The following is an 18,273-nucleotide window of genomic DNA, read 5'->3' as shown; positions in this document are numbered from 1 at the left end:
CGCAACCCATCCCTTCGGCGTCAATCACCACCGTGCGCAGTGTGCGAATCGATCACGGGCCGAGGACGACCATACGTAGTAGCCTGGAGAACAATCCCGGCCCGGAGGTCTACTCATGGGTGATCCTCTTGGGTACACGACGACCGACGCGGAAGCAGAGTTCGCGCTTGTCGGCCGTGAACGGGAGCTGGGACTACTCTCGAGTGTGATCGCACGCCTTCCGGCTGTGGCCTTTGTGGAGGGCGAGGCCGGTGTGGGCAAATCGCGCTTGGTCCACGAGGCGGCGAAATCACTGCGCAAGCGTGATGTGCGTGTCCTCGTGGGCTACTGCCATCCTCTGCGCGAACCCCTGCCTTTCGGTCCTGTCCTGGAAGCGCTGACGGCGGCAGGGGACTGGCTGCCCTCCCCAGAAGCGCTCAACCCGCAGGCAGGCGCGCTCTCCTCCCTGCTCCCCGGGCTCGCCGACCGTCTTCCGCCGGCCCCTGAGGCATTCCTGGACCCGCGATCGAGTCGGTTCCAGGTGCTCGGCGCGGTTCGCTCGGTGCTGGAGGCAGTCGCGCCGGCCATCCTGATCGTCGAGGACCTGCACTGGGCCGACGAGCACACCCGCGAACTCGTTCTCTGGCTCGCACGCCATATGCCCAAGAACCTGGGACTGGTACTCACCTATCGCGACGAGGACCTCCCGTCCGGCACGCCGGTACTCGGCGCCCCCTATCGGCGCCCCCCGGACACGAACGGCGCGGAGATACACCTACAACCGCTGGCGGAGCCGCACGTCCAAGAACTGGTGCGGACCGTCCTCGGCGCCAAGGCGACGCGAACCCTGGTGAAGACGGTCTACTCACGCAGCGCCGGCTTGCCGCTGATCGTGGAGGAAGACCTCCTCACCATCGCCGACTGGGAGCGAGGCGGTCGACCGGGCTCCGACGAAGCATGGAACGCGGACGCGGGCGTGGCGGTGCTCGGCAGCAAGGTACCGAGGGCGCTACGGGAAGCGATGGTCACTCGCATGGCTGGGCTCTCGCCATCGGCATGCGCCCTGGCCCAAGCCGCCGCCGTGCTGACTGTCCCCGCGACCTCCCACACGCTCGGCGAAGTCGCCGGCATGGAGCCGGAAGAGGCGACCGAGGCGCTCGCGGCGTGCCTTCGGGCCGCTGTACTGCGGGAGACGTCGCCGGCGACCTACGGGTTCCGCCACACCCTGGCCCAGCAAGCCGTCTACTGGGACATCCTGGGACCGTTGCGTGAGGACCTTCACCGCCGGGCCCACCGGGTCCTACAGGCGCAGCCCGTCCCTCCACTCGTACAGATAGCCCACCACACCTATGCGCTGGGTGACACGGCGGTCTGGCTGGGCGAGGCGGAGGCTGCCGCTGATCAAGCCCTCACGATGGGCGACGACGGCACTGCCGTAGCGCTGCTCCACAGCATCCTCAAAGAACCTCGTCTCGATCCAGGACTGCGTTCACGCGTCGCGCTGGCCTTGGCACGCATAGCGCACTACAGCGTGGACTACTCCGCAGGCGCCGCAGCCCTGCGGCGGGTCGTGACCGTCCCCGAACTGGAGCAGGAGACACGCGGCCAGCTCCGTCTCGCTCTGGGCCTCTTCATGATCAATCAGCAGGGCGACGAGCGAGGGTTCGCGGAGCTGAAGCGATCGGTCGAAGAGCTGGGAGCCAGAACGGACCTGTCGGTGCGTGCCATGGTCGCCCTGGCGCGCGGCGAGCCGCATCTCTCTGCGGAGGAGGCCCTGCAGTGGATGGATCGGGCCGAGCACGCAGCGTTCCATGTCCACGGCGCCAGTGCGACCGCCGCTGTCTGGGCCACGCGCCTGGACCGTATGGCGCTGGACGGCGACGAAGTGGTGTGGGAGCTGATCGACCAGTTGCCCCGGTACTCCGAGGACCGCGAGGTGATGCGCCAGTACCTGCGCGCGCTGAACAACGTGGGCCTCGCCGCCATGGAGCGGGGACTCGATCAGCGTGCCTCGGACCTGCTGACGGAGTGCCGCGACCTGAGTCAGCAGTCCGGCTTTCATACGATGGAGTACTTCAGCCGCTCGGCGTCGCTGATCCTGGACTGGCTCGGGGGCCGGTGGTCAGGCCTCGAGGAAGCCTTCGTCCGGCTCGGCGCAGAAGCCCCGGACATGGCGCCCGTCACCAAGGCCGCCGCGCTGGTCAGAGGTAACCTGGCGGCCGCGCGGGGACAATGGGCTCGGGCCCTGGACGAGTTCGACCGGGCCGCGCGCATGGAAGAGCAGTTCGCCGAAGCGGGCGATGTGCTGTCGGCGGTAGCCGGCAGGACCAAGGTGCTGCTGGCCCAGGGAGAACCGGCGGCCGCCTGGGCGGCCGTGGAGCCGGCGGTGGAGCCCTTGCCCGTCGCGCCACGGCCATGGGCCACCGGTCTCCTTCCCATGGCCGTCCGAGCGGCTCTGTCCTGCGGCCTGCACTCCACGGCTCAGCGCCTGACGACGGCAGTCGAGGACAGTATTCGCGGCAAGGACTCCCCTGCCGTCGTCGCCGTCCTGCACCTGGCCCACGGCATGATCCGTGAGCACCAGGGCGAACTCGAGGCGGCAGCCGAGCACTTCGATCTCGCGCACGTGCACTACCGCGCCATCGGCCGTCCTTATCACGCGGCCGCAGCCCATGAACTTCTGGCGCGTACGCTCATGCCGTCCGCACCGCATGAAGCCGGGCGCAAGCTGACGGAGATCGCCGACGCCTACACCGCACTGGGAGCCAGCGCGGACGCAGCCCGTTGTCAGCTCTCCCTGCGGGAAAAGGGACTTGCCCGCCCCGCCCCTCGCGGTCGCCGCGGCTACGGCCCAGATCTGTCCCCTCGAGAAAAGCAGGTGGCGCATCTCCTCGCCGACGGGGCGTCCAACCATGAGATCGCCACCGCTCTATCCCTGTCCGTCCGCACCGTCGAGCACCATGTCGCCCGCGTTCTCAAGAAATTGGACGTTCCGCGCGACGCCCTCATCACAAGGCCGTCCGGCGTCCCGCGGCGGGACGTGAGCGGATAGGCTCCCGACTTACGCCGCGCGACCGCCCCGAACGGACAGGCGCTCTTTCCGCTCCCGGGGCCCTGACACGGCGTGGTCGGATCGTCCATACCGGCGCTCAAGGTAGTACTGGCCGACCATGAGCAGCGAGGTGACGGCCAGATACCAGATGCTGACCGCGATCAGGGCAGGAACGTTCTCGAAGGTCCTCGAAGCGATGTCCTGTCCGGCCCTGGTGATGTCGACCAAGGAGATGGCGCTCACCAGCGAAGTCATCTTCAGCATGGCGATCACCTCATTCCCCGTCGGCGGGATGATCACGCGCATGGCCTGGGGGAACACAATCCGGCGCATCGTCCGACGCCACGACATCCCCAAGGAAGCCGCCGCCTCGGCTTGTCCCCGGTCCACGGACACGATTCCCGAACGGACGATCTCGGACATGTAGGCGGCCTCGTTCAGCCCCAGGCAGAGGACGGCCGCTGTCTGCAGGGAAATGAGATCGTTGTAAGGCCAGGAGAAGAACTCGGGGCCGAATGGAATACCGATCGAAATCGTCGGCCACAAGGCGCCCAAGAAGTTCCACAGGAACAGCTGCACCAGCACCGGCGTGCCACGGAACACCCAGATGTACACCCAGGCCACCGCGGACAGCACTGGATTCTTCGACAGACGCATCACCGTCAGCACGAGCCCGCCCACACTGCCGATGATCATCGCGAGGGCCGTCAGGAGAAGCGTCGTCTGCAGCCCCTGGAGCACCGTCGAGTCCCACAGGGTGCGCCAGACCACGGGCCACTGGAACCTCGGGTTCGCCGCGAGTCCATGGACCAACATCGCCAGGAGCACACCGACCACCAGGGCTCCGCCCCAGCGGCCGAGATGGCGAGGTGACACCGATCGAATCGCGTCCGGCCCGGAGTCGTCGATGCGATGCCAGTAAGTGGCCATGTCATGCTCACCCCACTCATCCTCGCTGGATCAGTGGGGTGCGCCGTTGATCACAGATTTGGCGATGCCATTGGCCGCCACGCCCCACTTCTCCAGCACCTGCCCGTATGTGCCGTCATCGATAAGGTTCTGGACGGCGCCCTGCACTGCCTGGGTGAGCTGCCCGTCCCCTTTCGGAACCACGATCGCGGAAGGCGAGATGTCGTAAGGCGTGCCCAGACGCTCAAACCGACCTTTGAACTGGTTGATCGCGTAGTCGACGACGACAGTGTCAGCGATCATGGCCGACACGCGTCCTGCGAGCAGTGCCTCAGTCACCTGAGTCTGCAGGTCGTATCTGTCGCCGTCGCCGGGTATCGGAGCCTTGCCCGCGCGTACGCAGGCAGGATTCCTGTTGTCCTTGATGTCGTCCGCCTGGATGCTCCCCGCCTGCACGGCCACCCTGACCCCGCACAGGAGATCAGGGTCCAGCTTCTCCGGGTTTCCCGCCTTGACGGCGACCGCGGATCCCGAGGAGAAGTAGGTGACCATGTCGACTGCTTTCTCACGCTCCTTTGTGGCCGCGAAGTCCGAGATGGCGAGGTCGTATTTTCCAGCCTGTACGCCGCCGATGATGCCGTCGAAACGAGCGTTCTTGAATTCTGCCTCGAGTCCGAGCTCGGCTGCGATTTCCCGGCCAAGGTCGATGTCTACGCCGACAAGGCGTCCCTTCGAATCCTTGAATTCCATCGGCGGATACGAGGCGTCGGTGGCGACCACGATCCGGCCCCGCTCCCTGAGGTCCGCCGGCACCATCGCCGCAAGGGACGGATCGCCTTCGGGTTCGGTCCGCGACTCCGTGGCGCCGCCGCAGCCGCCCAGCGCCAGGGCTCCCGCGAGGAGGACGGCTGCCATGCGCGGGCGACGAGGTGCTTGACCTCCCATGACGGCCTCCTCGCCAGCGTGCAGTCCATCGCGACGCGCGGTCACCGCACCGACAGAAGCCTCCAAGGCAGCCCAGACGAGGTCGGGCAGACCGCTCTCACCCCATGGTCCCCTCGACCGACGCCCTTGTCCTGCCCACCCCGTATGAGCACTTTGACCGCCTCATATCGGATCTGCCGAGGCGCCGCGAGGTATCGCAGCCCGCCGACCGCTCTCGCGTGGGGACCACCTAGGGGCGATACCTATTGACTCCACCCATCATTCCGGGAAGCAATCCGTAGTGAAACACCTACTCAATACCTGCGATCGGTGCAGAGCTACACCAAATTCCTTCCCCGATTCCATGGACAGCTGCAGTGTAGCCGTATTTCCTGGAAGAGGAAAGAAAAACCAATTGTCCGTTTCGGGGCGGACTCGGAACCAGCCAGGCAGGTGGCGGACATGGACGTGCGGAACTCGCAAGGAAATCGCCGGGACCAACAACGTACAGCAATCTATCTACGATGCTACCCGCACGACATATGGCAGATGGAAATACACCGCAGGATGCTCGTCGCGTTCTCGCTGGAGTCTGGTCTCGGCGCGCCGCCGGTATTCCTCGACAACGGCTGCCGCTCCTACGACGCAAAGCCCTGCCTGGAATCGCTGCTCCGAAAAATAGCCGCGGGAGACATCGACACCGTACTCATCCCCGGCCCGTTCGTCTTCTCGCTCGACGACAAGGAGGCACAGGAGATCGTGCGGCATATCGAGGACGCCGCATGCCGCGTGCTGGAGCTGCCCCCTTTTCCGGACCGCGCAGCTCGGAGCGGGAGCCGAGATGGACACGAAGGCCCAACCGGCGTGCGAGCACCTCTACCGAGCCGGTAGGGCGTCCGGTCCGTGCGGGGGCTCCCGACGGTCAGGCGCTCCCCGCGACATCCCGGGCACGCCCAGAGGTGATCTCGGGACAGCCGGTGGCCGTGCGGATGTAACCGAGGATCAGCTCCAGGGCGCGACTCGGCGACAGCGAGTCGTTACGCGAGACGATGTGCAGCAGGTACGAGTCCTCCAGCGAGACGATGTTCGAGGCGATGTCGACGGCCCGTTCGGTGAGAACGAAGTGCCCCTGGGCGACGCCGATCTCGAGGATCGCCGCGTACATCGTCACCTGACGGTCGAACCGGCTCTGGGTGAGAGTGGAGAACAGCGGGTCGTCACGGATGGCGGTGTTGAACTCGCAGAGCACCACGGCCAGTTCGTCGTCCGCGCTGTCGGGGATGCCTCGGCGCACCGACTCGACGATCTGGTCCCGGGCGTCGTCCAGCGCTTCCGCGATCGCAGCCCTGTTGGTGAAGAACCGCTCAAGGGCCCGCTTGTGCACCTGGATCAGCAGCTCCGACAGGTCGCTGAAGTAGTAGTGCACCGATCCCCGGGTCACACCGGCCATGTCCGCGACACCGCCGACCTTGAGCCGTGCCAGCCCCTGAGCGCTGATCGCGCGACTGGCTGCACGGATGAGTTGTTCGCGGCGTGCGGTCTGGTTCTTCGGACGGGCCATGACGGCATGATACCCAGCGCATTCATTAACGTGCATGTATGAGAACTTGAACAGCCCCTTCCTCATGTCTTGACAGGGCAGCACCCCACATCTTTGACTGTGCCGTCAAAGAACTGGTGCCCCGGCTGGCGGAGCACCGGCCAGTCCCGTAGCTACGGAGAGAACATGATCGAACAGAGGCACCGTGACAGTTCGAACGTGATGGCTGGGGCCGACCGACACAGCGCTCGCAACTACAACCCCCTCCCCGTGGTGGTGGCGTCGGCCGAAGGCGCCTCGCTGACCGACGTGGAAGGCCGTCGAGACGGCCGTCAAGACCGCCCGCCGATGGGGCTACCAGATCAAGGGCATACCCGAGGGCAAGGCCACGATCGTGGTCGCGAACGGCAATTCGGCAAGGCTCTCGGCGGCGGCGTCGTCCCCGTCTCAGCCGTGGTCTCCTCCCGCGACGTACTCGGCGTGCACACCCCCGGCAGCCATGGATCCACCTTCGGCGGCAATCCTCTCGCGTGCGCGGTGGCCCTCGAGGTCATCGCGATGCTGCGGACCGGCGAGTATCAGGCCCGCGCCGCCGAACTCGGACACCGTCTCCATCGGGAGCTGTCGGCCCTCGTCGGAGGCCCGCTCACGGCAGTCCGCGGGCGCGGACTCTGGGCGGGAGTCGACGTGGCCCCAGGTCTCGGCACCGCTCGTGAAGTCGCCGAGCGCCTCATACACCGCGGAGTCCTGATCAAGGACACACGCGGCAGCACTCTCCGGATCGCTCCGCCCATCGTCATCACGAAGGCCGAGCTCACCGAGGCGCTGACACGACTCCGCGCCGCCCTCACCAACTGATCACCGCCGGCCCAGCACGCGACAACCGAGAGGACACCCCGTGACCACCCACGCCCGCAGACGCTCCACTCCCCTCACCGCCCGCTTCACCAGGTTCGCCGCCCTGGTCGCCGTCGGAGGCCTGGCGGCGACCGCGTGCCAGCAGCCGCAGAGCACGGGGCAGTCCGATTCCACGCCCGTGGCCAACGCCGTGTCCTCGGACCCCGAACTGGCGGCGCTCGTCCCGGCGCGCCTGCGTGAGGCAGGCAAGCTCGTCATCGCCACGGACGCCTCCTACGCCCCCATGGAGTTCAAGGACGCCCAGGGGAAGATCGTGGGCGCCGACGTCGACCTGGGGCGGGCCATAGCGCAGAAGTTGGGGCTCAAGGCGGAGATCCGCGACGCGAAGTTCGACGCCATCATCGGCGGCATCCAGGCCAACAAATACGACGTGAGCCTCTCCTCGTTCACGGCCACCGCCGAGCGCGAGAAGTCCGTCGACATGGTCACCTACTTCACTGCCGGCCTGGCCGTGGCCGTCAGGAAGGGCAACCCCCTCAAAATCGACCCCAAGGACCTGTGCGGCGTCAAGGTAGCCGTTCAGACCGGCACGGTGGCCGCCGACGAGATCAAGAACGAGCGCAATCCCCAGTGCAAGGCCGCCGGAAAGCCACTGATCCCCAATGACGGCGACCGGTTCGACCTCCAGACCGACGCGACCACGGCTCTGGTCGCCGGCCGCGACGACGCCATGATCTCCGACTCGTCCGTCGTCGCCTACGCGGCCAAACAGTCCGGCGGCCAGATCCAGCAGCTCGGAGCGCCGTACGCCGTCGACCCATCGGGGATCGTGCTGCCCAAGGGCGGCCCCATGACCGAAGCAGTCCGAGGCGCCCTCCAAGCGCTGATCGACGACGGCACGTACCGGAAGATCCTCACGCGTTGGGGTGTGCAGTCCGGAGCAGTCACCCGCTCCGTCGTCAACAGTGCCTCCCGATGAGCACCGACTCTCAAGGAACCGCCATGGCAATCGAGTCCGACCGGCGGGACGGCACGACCGCGGCGCCGCCCCAGTCCCTCGCCTTCGTGCCCGTCCGCCACCCCGGCCGCTGGGCCGGAGTCGCCGCGGTCGCCGTCCTGGCCGCGATGTTCGTCAACGCGATGCTGACCAATCCCCGTCTCCACTGGGACGTCATCGCACAGATCCTCATGGATCCCACCGTGCTGCGCGGTCTGCGCACCACCCTGGAGCTGACCGTCCTGGCCATGGCCATCGGACTGATCGGCGGTGTCGTACTGGCGGTGATGCGGCTCTCGAGCAACCGGCTGCTCTCCGGCAGCGCGTGGCTGTTCATCTGGGCCTTCCGCGGCACGCCCGTCCTCGTCCAGCTCTTCCTCTGGAACTTCCTCAGCGCCCTGTGGCCCACGGTCTCCATCGGCATCCCCTTCGGGCCCGAGTTCTACACGTGGGAGTACAACGCCCTGGTGTCCCTCTTCACCGCCGCTGTCCTGGGCCTTGGACTGAACGAGGCCGCCTACATGGCCGAGATCGTTCGATCAGGCATCTCCTCCGTCGACCACGGTCAGACGGAAGCAGCAGCGGCCCTGGGCATGTCCCGCCGGCAGCAGTTGCGTCGCATCGTCCTTCCCCAGGCCATGCGCGTGGTGATCCCGCCGACCGGCAACGAGACCATATCCATGCTCAAGACCACGTCGCTGGTGAGCGCGATCTCCCTGGTCGACATCACCCGCGCCGGCCAGGACATCGCCTCCCGCACCTTCCAGAACATCCCCTCACTGATCGCGGTCAGTCTCTGGTACCTGTTCTTCACCTCACTGCTGACCATCGGCCAGTACTACATCGAACGGCACTACGGACGGGGCAGCCGATCGCTGCCACCCGCTCCCCCGCAACGGCTCCGGAGCCTGCTGACCGCGCGGCGCAAACCTGCCGCCTCTGCCGCTGGAGGCACATCATGACCCTCGCTGCCATAGGCCGTGCCGTACCGATGGTGAAGGCCGAAGGGGTGCACAAGAGCTTCGGCTCTGTGCAGGTTCTGAAGGGCATCGACCTGGAGGTCGCGCCCGGGGAGGTCTTCTGCCTGGTCGGTCCCTCGGGATCGGGAAAGTCCACCTTCCTGCGGTGCATCAACCACCTGGAGAGCGTGTGCGCGGGGAGGCTCTCGGTCGACGGAGAGCTGGTGGGGTACCGGCGACGCGGGAACCGCCTCTTCGAGCTCAACGACCGTGAGGTGGCCGCCCAACGGCGAGACATCGGAATGGTCTTCCAGCGGTTTCATCTCTTCCCGCACATGACGGCGCTGGAGAACGTCATGGAGGGGCCCGTGCAGGTGAACGGCGAAGCCCGGGCAGCAGCCAGGGAGCGCGCCCTTCGGCTGCTCGACCGGGTGGGACTGCGGCACAAGACCGCCACCTACCCGTCCCAGCTGTCCGGTGGACAGCAACAGCGAGTGGCCATCGCCCGCGCGCTCGCCATGGAACCCAAACTGATGCTCTTCGACGAGCCCACCTCGGCTCTCGACCCGGAGCTCGTCGGGGAGGTCCTCGAGGTCATGAAGGACCTGGCCGAGGACGGCATGACCATGATCGTGGTGACGCACGAGATGGGGTTCGCCCGAGAAGTCGGGGACGCACTGGTCTTCATGGACGAGGGCCTCGTGGTCGAAGCCGGGCACCCGCGCGACGTCCTGACCGCCCCGCAGGAAGAGCGGACCAAGGCGTTCCTCTCCAGGGTGCTCTGATCCAGAGTCCTCTGATCCAGGGCGCTCTGATCCAGGGTGCTCTGATCCAGGGTGCTCTGATCCAGGGTGCTCTGATCCAGGGTGCTCTGACTCTTCCATAGCCGTCCACGGGCGCCGCCCAGGCGCCCCACATCCCAACTGCCGGCCCGCCCAACTGGAGATGCTTCGTGGAACCCTCTGCCGACGAACCCTATACGCGCATCGGCGAGCTCCTCGCCCTCATGTCCGACCGTCTGTGGGACATCAGTCTCGACCTGCACGCTCACCCGGAACTGTCCCATCAGGAACACCGGGCCGCCGATCTCCTGTGCAACGTGCTGACTGGCGCGGGTTTCCAGGTCGATCGACAGGTGGCGGGCCTTGAGACCGCATTCGTCGGACAGCTGGGGGACGGCCGGCGCCCCACCGTCGCCCTGCTGCTCGAGTACGACGCCTTGCCGGGGCTGGGCCACGCATGCGGTCACAATCTGATCGCCGGCGCCGGTCTGGGCGCAGCCCTGGCCCTGCGCGAGCTGGTCGAGGACACCGGCGGGACGCTCCTGGTGGTCGGCGCCCCCGCGGAGGAGGACGGAGGGGGAAAGATCGCCGAGGTCGCGGCAGGGGTCTTCGACGCAGTCGATGCGGCACTGATGTTTCACCCGGGGGTCCACAACTGGTCATGGGCGCCGCTGACGGCCTTGCAGGAGATACAAGTCTCCTTCCACGGGCGCGCTGCGCATCCCACCGGCAATCCAGACGAGGGCGTCGACGCGTTGGAAGCGCTGATACAGCTCTTCCACCGTCTGGGCGCGCTGAGCAGGGACCTGCCGACCGGTTCCCATGTGCAGGGCATCGTGACGGACGGCGGGGAGGCCACGAACATCATCCCCGCCCATGCGCAGGGCCGGTTCTGTCTTCGCGCCGCGACCACCTCCGCCCTGGCGGACCTGCTGGAGGAGGTCACCGGTATGGCCAAGGAGGTGGCCAGGGACTACGGCCCCCGTGTGACGATTGGCCTCGAGGGGGAGCTGTACAGCCATTTCCGCAACAACAGCGTGCTCTCCGGCCTGTTCAGCAAGCACATGGGCCGCCTCGGGATCACCGTCACCGAGCCCAGTCCGGACGTTCACCTCGGCTCCTCCGACATCGGGAACGTCAGCACCCGTGTTCCCACCATCCACCCCTTCGTTCAGATCCTTCCGTCCCACCACAGCGACCACACCGTGCAGTTCGCCGCAGCGGCGGGCGACGAACGGGGCCGGGCAGCGATGCTGGCCGCCGCAGAAGCTCTGGCCTGTACGGCGTACGACGTGCTCAGCGACCCCGGCATCGCGCATCAGGGCTGGATGGCGTTCCGGGATCAGCTGATGGCAGACACTGCGTGAGCTCTTCGCGTCCTGCCGCGAAGCGACTCCCCCTCGACCTGCCCGTCGACCTGCCCGGCATCTGTCCGGCGCCGGCGATCAGCGCCGGCGCCAGACAGGCCACAGTCCTGTCAGTCGTCGAAGTGCGTCTTCGAGCCCGCCGTCGATGCGGTGGTGCCCAGGGCAAGCAGCGCCTCCCTGCACTGATACACGGCGCGTCCGTCGCCGAATCGGTTGACCTGGCTCACCGCGTCGTAGCTGTACGCCTCAGGCAGTGGCTCCGGAGGCGAGGGTTTCGCGAAACGGAGTACGAAGGGCTGTGTGGGCGACTGCGTGTTCATGAATGGTTCCTTCAGAGTTGTCGGGCATCCACCGCTGCTGACCGCTGTCGTCTTCCCGCGCGCGACGATCGCCGGCTGATCCTTGATCAGGCAAGGGCTGTCGGCGGCACTGGTGCGCGGGTCCTCGGCGAGCGGGCTGCCCGTCTCCGGCGCGGCGCGAGGTGTGCGCAGTCGTCCTTGGTGCAGTCCAGTACCTGGTTGGCCGTGGTGGCGCTGGCGCCCGAAGCGCTCAGCGCGGGTCTCGAAGATCTGGTCGACGTCCGACGTGATCTCCCGAACGCTCTCAACGGCCTTGCCGCGAGGGTCCTTTAAGGATCGGTGGACGGAGACGGGCTGGTACCACTCCGTCGGCTTGTCCGCGCGGTCGCATGCCACAGGTGCCATGGCGGCGCCGGCGGCGGGTGCCGCGTCGGCCGGCGCGGTGGGGACGGCGACGCGTTCGGTCGCCTGGTACCGGTTCTTGCGCACGTGCTCTCTCCAGTGCTGGGGGAGCCCGCACGAAGGAGCAGCAAGAAGATCAGGAGGTCGCGTGCCGGACCCTACAACACCACGACGCCGACAAGCCAAGGAAGGTGACCATGACCACACGGCGAGGCGGAGTTCGGCAAAGGATAGGCAAAGGAGAGGCGGAGGAGAGGGACGGCCGATGCACACCTCCGTCTTCCCAGGAGACCACGCAATCGAAGGGAGCCCGCCGGAGGAGACCGCAGCACGCGGAACTGGAGGTCGCCCGTGGCGCCCCCGCCGAACCGAGCGGGGCGCCGCATCCGTCCAAGACCGCACCCACCGATCCCCATGAGGACCTTCCCGCACCACGCGGCGCATATGGGTCCTCGACACCCAGCTCGAACTCGCTGAAGAGGCCGGCCTCGTGGCCGTCAGGGTGGAACACGCGTTTCCGTGCCGCCGGGCGCAGGGCGTGCGGAGCGCAGCGCGGCATGCCGGTGTTCTCTGGGCGAGACGCCGTAGGCGGCGCGGAAGGCCCGGCTGAATCCCGCGGCGTCGGCGAGCCCCCAGCGTGCGGCGACGGCATGGATGGGCAGGGTGTGCAGGCGGGGGTCGGAGAGGTCCTTGTGACAGTGCTCCAGACGGCGGCGACGGATGGTGGCGGACACCGTCTCCTGCCGCTGGCGGAAGAGCTGGTGCAGGAGGCGCACGGAGATGTGGTGGTGCGCTGCGACGGCCGTGGGAGAGAGCTGAGGGTCGGCCAGGTTGTCGTCGATGAACGCGGAGATACGCGCGAGCAGCACCCGGGTGCGGGCTTCGGGCGGCAGGCGGTCCTCGGCGTTGAGCCGGTGGGCGAGGAACGCATTGGTCAGCTCCCACGCCGTGATGCCCAGGCGCTCGGTGTCCTGCGCAGTCAGCGACGGCGCCTGCGCGACCACATTGCGCAGAAAGCCGGAGAGGATCGCGCCCATGCCGCTGCGGGCCTGCATGCTGGACGCCAGGAGCCCCTCCACCTTCTCGCCGGGCACCGAGAGCAGCGGTCTGGGCAGGTGCAGGATCACGGCGCTGAACGTGCCGGTGCCTGTGCCGCTCAACCCCCGGCCGTCATAAGGCAGAGAGGTGCTCCACAGGGCGAGATCCCCTGCGCTCAGCCGGGTGTCGCTGCGTGCCTGGGAGAACCACAGCCCGCTGTCCAGCAGCAGTGCCAGCTCATAGCCCTCGGGGTCCGAGTGCCTGATCAGCGCGGGAGTGCGCTGTGACCGGATAGGCGGGAACGACATCGTCGTCAGCCGCACCGGCCCCAGGTCCAGGGCTCCGGCGCTCGCTCGGAAGTCGTCGGCGTGCTCGCTGGTGATACGCGCCGGCGCGACATCCCGGCTGATCAGCTCGCACCACCAGTCGAACCGGTGCTCAGGCGGCACGCAGGTGCTGTGCAGTGGTGCGAAATCCACCCCGACTCCCTGCCAGAAGGATCTCCCGTCGAGTCTCCAGCGTGTCCAATGCGGTCTCGTCCGCACAATCGTGTGCCCGGCCAAACTCGCCGACCACACGAGTCACGCCTGCCGCGCCGACCACGGTGGCCACGGTGTGCTCGGCGCGTTACGGACCAGCGCCGTCAGAGAGTCCAGGCGCGGCAGCCGTTGGCCGCGGACGCCGGCCCTGGTCGCCGGGGCGGCGACTGGCCCGGCGCGGCCTCAGGCTCGTTCCGGGCACGGCGGATCGTAGGGCAGCTGCGGGATGTACTGGCGCCAGAGCGCGGGTGTCAGCAGGTTCCCAGTCGCCCGGCACACGTAGTCGACGGCGGCCCGGGTTTGCAGCGGCAGGATCTGCACCGTCCCTTCGCCGAGGCCGATGTAGAGGAAGCGCGCGTCCGGGGAGAACGCGACGTCGTTGACGTAGTCCACGGCGCCGGTCACCGGCAGTCCGTGGGCCCGCGCGCGGCCGTGCTCGTCCACGTCCCACATCCGGAGCGTGTTGTCGAAGCTGCCGCTGACCAGAGTGCGCCCGTCCGGGCTGAAGGCCAGGGTGTACGCGGTGTCCTTGTGGCCGGTCAGGGGCGGGCCCGCCGGTGTGGGGTGTCCGCGGTCGGTGAGGTTCCACAGGCGGATGGCGGCGTCGTTTCCGGTGACGGCGAGGGTCCGGCCGTCCGGGCTGAAGGCGACAGCCTTGAGCGGGTCCGCACTGGCCTGCAGCGGTGCGCCCATGGCAGTCGGGTGCGCAGGGTCGGCGATGTCCCACAGGCGGAGGGTGCCATTCTCCGCAACGGCGGCGAGCGTGCGGCCATTCGGGCTGACGGCCACTCGCCAGACAGAGCCTGCGCGGGTCTTCAACGGCGGTCCGAGGGACGCGGGACGGGACGGATCGGAGACGCTCCACAGCGCGATCGTGCCGTCGCCGTTGCCGGCCGCCAGGGCGCGTCCGTCCGGGGTGAACTCGATTTCCAGGAAGTTCTCCCGGGGGTTGTGGAGCTGACCGCCGAGCGGCTTCGGCCTGGCCGGCACGGTGACGTCCCACAGCTGGACGTCGTGCCCGGCCGCGACGGCGAGTGTCTCTCCGTCGGGGCTGAAGGCGACGTCGTTGACGTACGGTGTGCGGCCGCGGATCGACGCGCTGACCGGGCGAGGACGGGCCGGATCCCCGACATCCCAGAGGCGGACGGTGTTGTCCTCGGAGCCCGAGGCGAGCAGACGGCCGTCCGGGCTGACGGCTACGGCGTCGACGTAGCTTGTGTGTCCGCTCAGGATCGTGCGGGGGATCGTCCACAGTCGGACGGTATGGTCGGCGCCCGCACTGGCCAGCATGGCGCCCTTCGGGTCGAAGGCCAGCGACAGCACGTGGCCCGTGTGGCCGCTCAGGGGCTGGGTGAGATTCCAGACGCTGTCCGGAGCTGTCACGTTCTCGAGCCAGATGGTGTTGTCGTCCCCGCCGTAGGCCATGAGCCGGCCGCCGCGGGAGAAGGCGACCGTGTTGACCACGTTGTTGCTGCCCATCCGGCCTTCGAACGGCTTCGGCTTGGCGGGGCTCGTGACGTCCCAGAGGTGGGTGGTGTGGTCGCTCCCGGCCGCGGCCAGTGTGCGGCCGTCCGGGCTGAAGGCGACGGCCTGGGCGAACCCCGGGAGCCCGGCATTGAAGGGGATGTCGCGCAGGCGGCCGGCGGCCGACAGGCGCTGCCGGTCCTCCACCTTCCACAACCGCACCCTGGCATCGCTCCCGGCGCTCGCCAGTAGGCTGCCGTCCGGGCTGAAGGCCACCCCGTTCACCTCGCCCGCGGAGACCGGGAGCGGCTCGGCGAGGCGCTTCGGGCGCCCGGGGCCGGTGGTGTCCCAGAGGTGGATGCGGCCGTCGTCGCCTGCTGCGGCGAGGGTGCGGCCGTCCGGGCTGAAGGCGAGGGTCTTCAGAGCATCGGCGCCGCCACGAGCGGCGCCCAGGCCATGGGGGCGGCCCGGGTCGCGGACGTCCCACAGGCGTACGGCGCCGTCGTCGCCGGCGCCGGCCAGGAGGTGTCCCCGGGGGCTGAAGGCGAGTGCCCGTAGCGCGCCCCGGGGGCCGCTCAGCGGGTCGCCCAGCGGGACCGGCGAGCCCGCGCGGGCGGTGTTCCACAGGCGGATCGCGCCATCGCTGCCCGCGCTGGCCAGCACGCGTCCGTCCGCGCTGAAGTCCACGGCGTTCACGCGGTCCGTGTGTCCGGTCAGCACGGCGGCCAACGGCACGTTCTGGGCGCTGAGCAGCCGGGTCTCCGTCGACGCGGCCGGTGACATTCGGTGCGCGACCAGATCCAGCTGGGCGGCCAACGACGCGTCGCCCGCGCGCACCAGGTCGGCCTGTGCCCTGATCTCGCCGAGGATCGCGGTGTTGCGTTCCTGCTGTGCCGTGTTGCGCTGGTGGAACGCCAGGACGGCGGAGACCGCGGCGAGTACGGCCAGCGCCGTGAGCCCCGCGACGACCCCCTGGCGGATCCGGCGCGTACGGTGCCGTTGCCGCACCGAGGCGGCCAGGAACGCGGACTCGACCGGGTCGAGCTCGCCCGTGTCCTTGTCGTCGGCCAGGGCGCGGGCCTCGTCCAGTCGGTGCCCCCGATACAGCAGCCCCGGGTCGCGATCGGCCTCCTGCCACGAGGCGGCCGTGTCCTCCAGCCGCTGACGGACCATGTACTGGGCGCGGTGGGCCTCGATCCACTGCCGCAGACGAGGCCAGGCCCGCAGCAGCACCTCGTGGGTGATCGTGACCGTGTCCTGCTCCCGGGTCAGCAGCCGTCCTCGTGTGAACGTCTCGACGACCTCGGCCGTGTCGTCGGAGCCCGCTCCCTGGCCCAGCAGTTCGGCGCACCGCACCGGGCGACGCGTGTCGTGGGCGCCGTCGCCGAATTTGACCAGGTGCAGGAACACGGACTCCGCGGTCCGCTGCGCCTGCGGATCCAGCCGGTCGAAGCAGCGGTCCGCCTCGGCCGTCACACTGTGCGCGATCCCGCCGGTGGACTCGTAGCCGTCCACGGTGAGGACGTGGCCGGCCCGGCACAGCCAGGTGGCCCGCAGCGCATGGGCGAGCAGCGGCAGCCGCCCGATCTCGTAGGCGTCGGCCCCGTCCGCTCCCGGGTGCGCGGGGTCGTGCTCCTCCGCGCCGAGATCGCGCAACAGGACCGGAACGAGGCCCGGTTCGACGTCCAGCCCGACCGAGCGGGCGGGATAGAGGATCGCCTCCCGCACCCCGGCCCGGGTCAGCGGTCCGACGATCACTTGGTTGCGTTCCACCGCTTCGAGGAGCCCCGGATGGGCGGCGCAGTGGGTGTAGAAGTCCGAGCGCAGGCCGAAGACGACCAGGCCGACGGGCGGTTGGCCGCCGGGGCCCGGTTTCGCCATGCCGAGGACCGAGGCCAGGAACTCCCGCCGTTCCCTCTCGTCGGTACAGAGCGTGAACAGTTCCTCCAGCTGGTCCACGACCAGCACCAGGCGGCGTTCCGTGCCGCTCCCGCCGTGGTCCGCCGCGAGCGCGCGCCGCAGTGCGGCCGACCGCCTCGCCGGCCCGTCCGACCCGTCGCCGGACACTTCGACGCTCCCGCACGTCACCTCCGACAGGCGCGCGTCGAGGGCCGCCAAGGGATGCGCGGTCGGGGTCAGCCACAGGCAGGGCCAGCGAGCGGAGTCCGGCAGGGCTCCACGCGCGACCTCAGGCAGGAGTCCCGCTCTGAGGAGCGAGGACTTCCCGGCTCCGGAGGGTGCGACGACGACCAGCGCCCCGCCCACCGCGAGGCTGGCGTCCAGCCGGACCAGCAGCTTGGCTACCAATGCGTCCCGGCCGAAGAACCATTGGGCCTGTGCGGCGTTGAACGCGGCCAGGCCGGGATACGGGCACTCCTGGGAAACCGCGGCGGTGCGCGCTCTGCGGGCCGTGCGCACACCGTCCTCGTAGTGCAGGTGCAGGTCCCGCTCCGACAGGTACAGATCCCGGCGCGCCTGGTAGATCCTGGCCCGGTCCGAGGCGTGGGCCTCCAGCCGGATCTCCTCTCCGTGCGGGGGCTGCCCGTCTGTGGGGCTCATTGCCCGGAGATGTTCTGGTCGCGCCCTGCCTGGTACACCCGGCCGTGGCCGGATGCCTCGGCCCGGAGCTCCTGCCGTGCGGCCTGGGCGTCGTTCTCGTGGGGCAGGAGCGGGGCGATCTCCTCGCCGATCAGCCGTCGCAGCTCGTCGACCAGCGCGGAGTCCTCCTCCAGCAGTGCGGTCAGACGGGCCTCCCACGCGGCGACGAGGTGTGATTCCGCGCCCTCGTCCCGTGCTTGGCGTGCCGTCAGCACACGCTCTCGGGACTCTACGAGCGCCGCGTCCACCCGGTCCGCCTGATGCGGACGTATACGTCGCCACCAGGCGACGAGGGCGGTCCGTGCCAGTTGCCAGGCGTCCGTGGCCATCGCTCCGACCAGGGCCGTGGCCGCCGACGACACGATCACATCCATCGCAATCAACCTCGTTACGCCCTGCGCAGCAGTTCACTCGCTCAAGGAATGGCGGGGCGGTTTAGTTGATGCCTGCAAGACCGGACGGACGTCGCCGCGCTCGCGTGTGACCTCTGATCGGCAACAATCCCAGGGTTTTTACGGTATCCCGCTTCTGAGGCTTTCGCATCGGGGCGAGACCCGACCGGGCCC

The 18,273-nt window shown here is 68.6% G+C and carries 13 protein-coding genes and 1 pseudogene; 7 read left to right on the top strand and 7 right to left on the bottom strand.

Translation table 11 applies throughout. The annotated features are described in order from the left end of the window. The first annotated feature begins 115 nt into the window (after window positions 1–115). Window positions 116–3,031 (top strand): AAA family ATPase, encoded by a 2,916-nt coding sequence (locus tag AB0M39_RS08010; protein ID WP_365361381.1) that lies wholly within the window; start codon window positions 116–118, stop codon window positions 3,029–3,031. A 9-nt stretch (window positions 3,032–3,040) separates the two neighbouring features. On the opposite strand, the gene AB0M39_RS08005 is transcribed toward AB0M39_RS08010, so the two are convergent. Next, window positions 3,041–3,961, bottom strand: coding sequence for an amino acid ABC transporter permease (locus AB0M39_RS08005; RefSeq protein ID WP_365361379.1), 921 nt, complete (start codon window positions 3,959–3,961; stop codon window positions 3,041–3,043). A 30-nt stretch (window positions 3,962–3,991) separates the two neighbouring features. Continuing rightward, complete coding sequence (locus tag AB0M39_RS08000) at window positions 3,992–4,885, bottom strand: ABC transporter substrate-binding protein (protein ID WP_365361377.1); 894 nt, start codon at window positions 4,883–4,885, stop codon at window positions 3,992–3,994. Between the two features lie 441 nt (window positions 4,886–5,326). Between AB0M39_RS08000 and AB0M39_RS07995 the strand changes: the two genes are divergently transcribed. Next, on the top strand, window positions 5,327–5,755 hold the full coding sequence (locus AB0M39_RS07995) for a hypothetical protein (protein ID WP_365361375.1): 429 nt from the start codon (window positions 5,327–5,329) through the stop codon (window positions 5,753–5,755). 31 nt (window positions 5,756–5,786) lie between these two features. On the opposite strand, the gene AB0M39_RS07990 is transcribed toward AB0M39_RS07995, so the two are convergent. Continuing rightward, window positions 5,787–6,425, bottom strand: coding sequence for a TetR/AcrR family transcriptional regulator (locus AB0M39_RS07990; protein WP_365361373.1), 639 nt, complete (start codon window positions 6,423–6,425; stop codon window positions 5,787–5,789). A gap of 165 nt (window positions 6,426–6,590) precedes the next feature. On the opposite strand from AB0M39_RS07990, the pseudogene AB0M39_RS07985 reads away from it, so the two are divergent. The 5 genes and pseudogenes from AB0M39_RS07985 (at window position 6,591) to AB0M39_RS07965 (ending at window position 11,367) form a co-directional block, all read left to right on the top strand. Continuing rightward, window positions 6,591–7,262: pseudogene (locus tag AB0M39_RS07985) on the top strand (aminotransferase class III-fold pyridoxal phosphate-dependent enzyme). A gap of 40 nt (window positions 7,263–7,302) precedes the next feature. Continuing rightward, complete coding sequence (locus AB0M39_RS07980) at window positions 7,303–8,241, top strand: ABC transporter substrate-binding protein (RefSeq protein WP_365361371.1); 939 nt, start codon at window positions 7,303–7,305, stop codon at window positions 8,239–8,241. A gap of 23 nt (window positions 8,242–8,264) precedes the next feature. Next, on the top strand, window positions 8,265–9,221 hold the full coding sequence (locus tag AB0M39_RS07975) for an amino acid ABC transporter permease (RefSeq protein WP_365361369.1): 957 nt from the start codon (window positions 8,265–8,267) through the stop codon (window positions 9,219–9,221). Between the two features lie 29 nt (window positions 9,222–9,250). Next, on the top strand, window positions 9,251–10,003 hold the full coding sequence (locus tag AB0M39_RS07970; RefSeq protein WP_365361508.1) for an amino acid ABC transporter ATP-binding protein: 753 nt from the start codon (window positions 9,251–9,253) through the stop codon (window positions 10,001–10,003). Between the two features lie 221 nt (window positions 10,004–10,224). After that, entirely contained in the window at window positions 10,225–11,367 is a 1,143-nt protein-coding gene (locus AB0M39_RS07965) for an amidohydrolase (protein ID WP_365361506.1), read from the top strand. A gap of 110 nt (window positions 11,368–11,477) precedes the next feature. Here the strand turns inward: AB0M39_RS07965 and tgmA are convergent, their stop codons facing one another. From tgmA to AB0M39_RS07945, 4 genes are all read right to left on the bottom strand, one after another. Next, window positions 11,478–12,155 carry a putative ATP-grasp-modified RiPP gene (tgmA, locus tag AB0M39_RS07960; protein ID WP_365361367.1) on the bottom strand — a complete coding sequence of 226 codons (678 nt, stop codon included), beginning with the start codon at window positions 12,153–12,155 and terminating at the stop codon, window positions 11,478–11,480. Between the two features lie 410 nt (window positions 12,156–12,565). Continuing rightward, window positions 12,566–13,585: a helix-turn-helix domain-containing protein gene (locus AB0M39_RS07955; RefSeq protein WP_365361365.1), complete on the bottom strand. Its 1,020-nt coding sequence runs from the start codon at window positions 13,583–13,585 to the stop codon at window positions 12,566–12,568. Between the two features lie 243 nt (window positions 13,586–13,828). Next, window positions 13,829–17,668, bottom strand: a complete 3,840-nt coding sequence (locus AB0M39_RS07950) for a hypothetical protein (RefSeq protein WP_365361363.1) — start codon at window positions 17,666–17,668, stop codon at window positions 13,829–13,831. Then, entirely contained in the window at window positions 17,665–18,081 is a 417-nt protein-coding gene (locus tag AB0M39_RS07945; RefSeq protein WP_365361361.1) for a hypothetical protein, read from the bottom strand. Before AB0M39_RS07945 ends, AB0M39_RS07950 begins: the two co-directional genes overlap by 4 nt. Window positions 18,082–18,273: the final 192 nt, after the last annotated feature.

The organism is Streptomyces sp. NPDC051907, assembly GCF_040681075.1.
GTDB lineage: Bacteria > Actinomycetota > Actinomycetes > Streptomycetales > Streptomycetaceae > Streptomyces.
The sequence above is the reverse complement of the archived record's forward strand: the minus strand, read 5'-3'. Positions and strand labels throughout refer to the sequence as shown.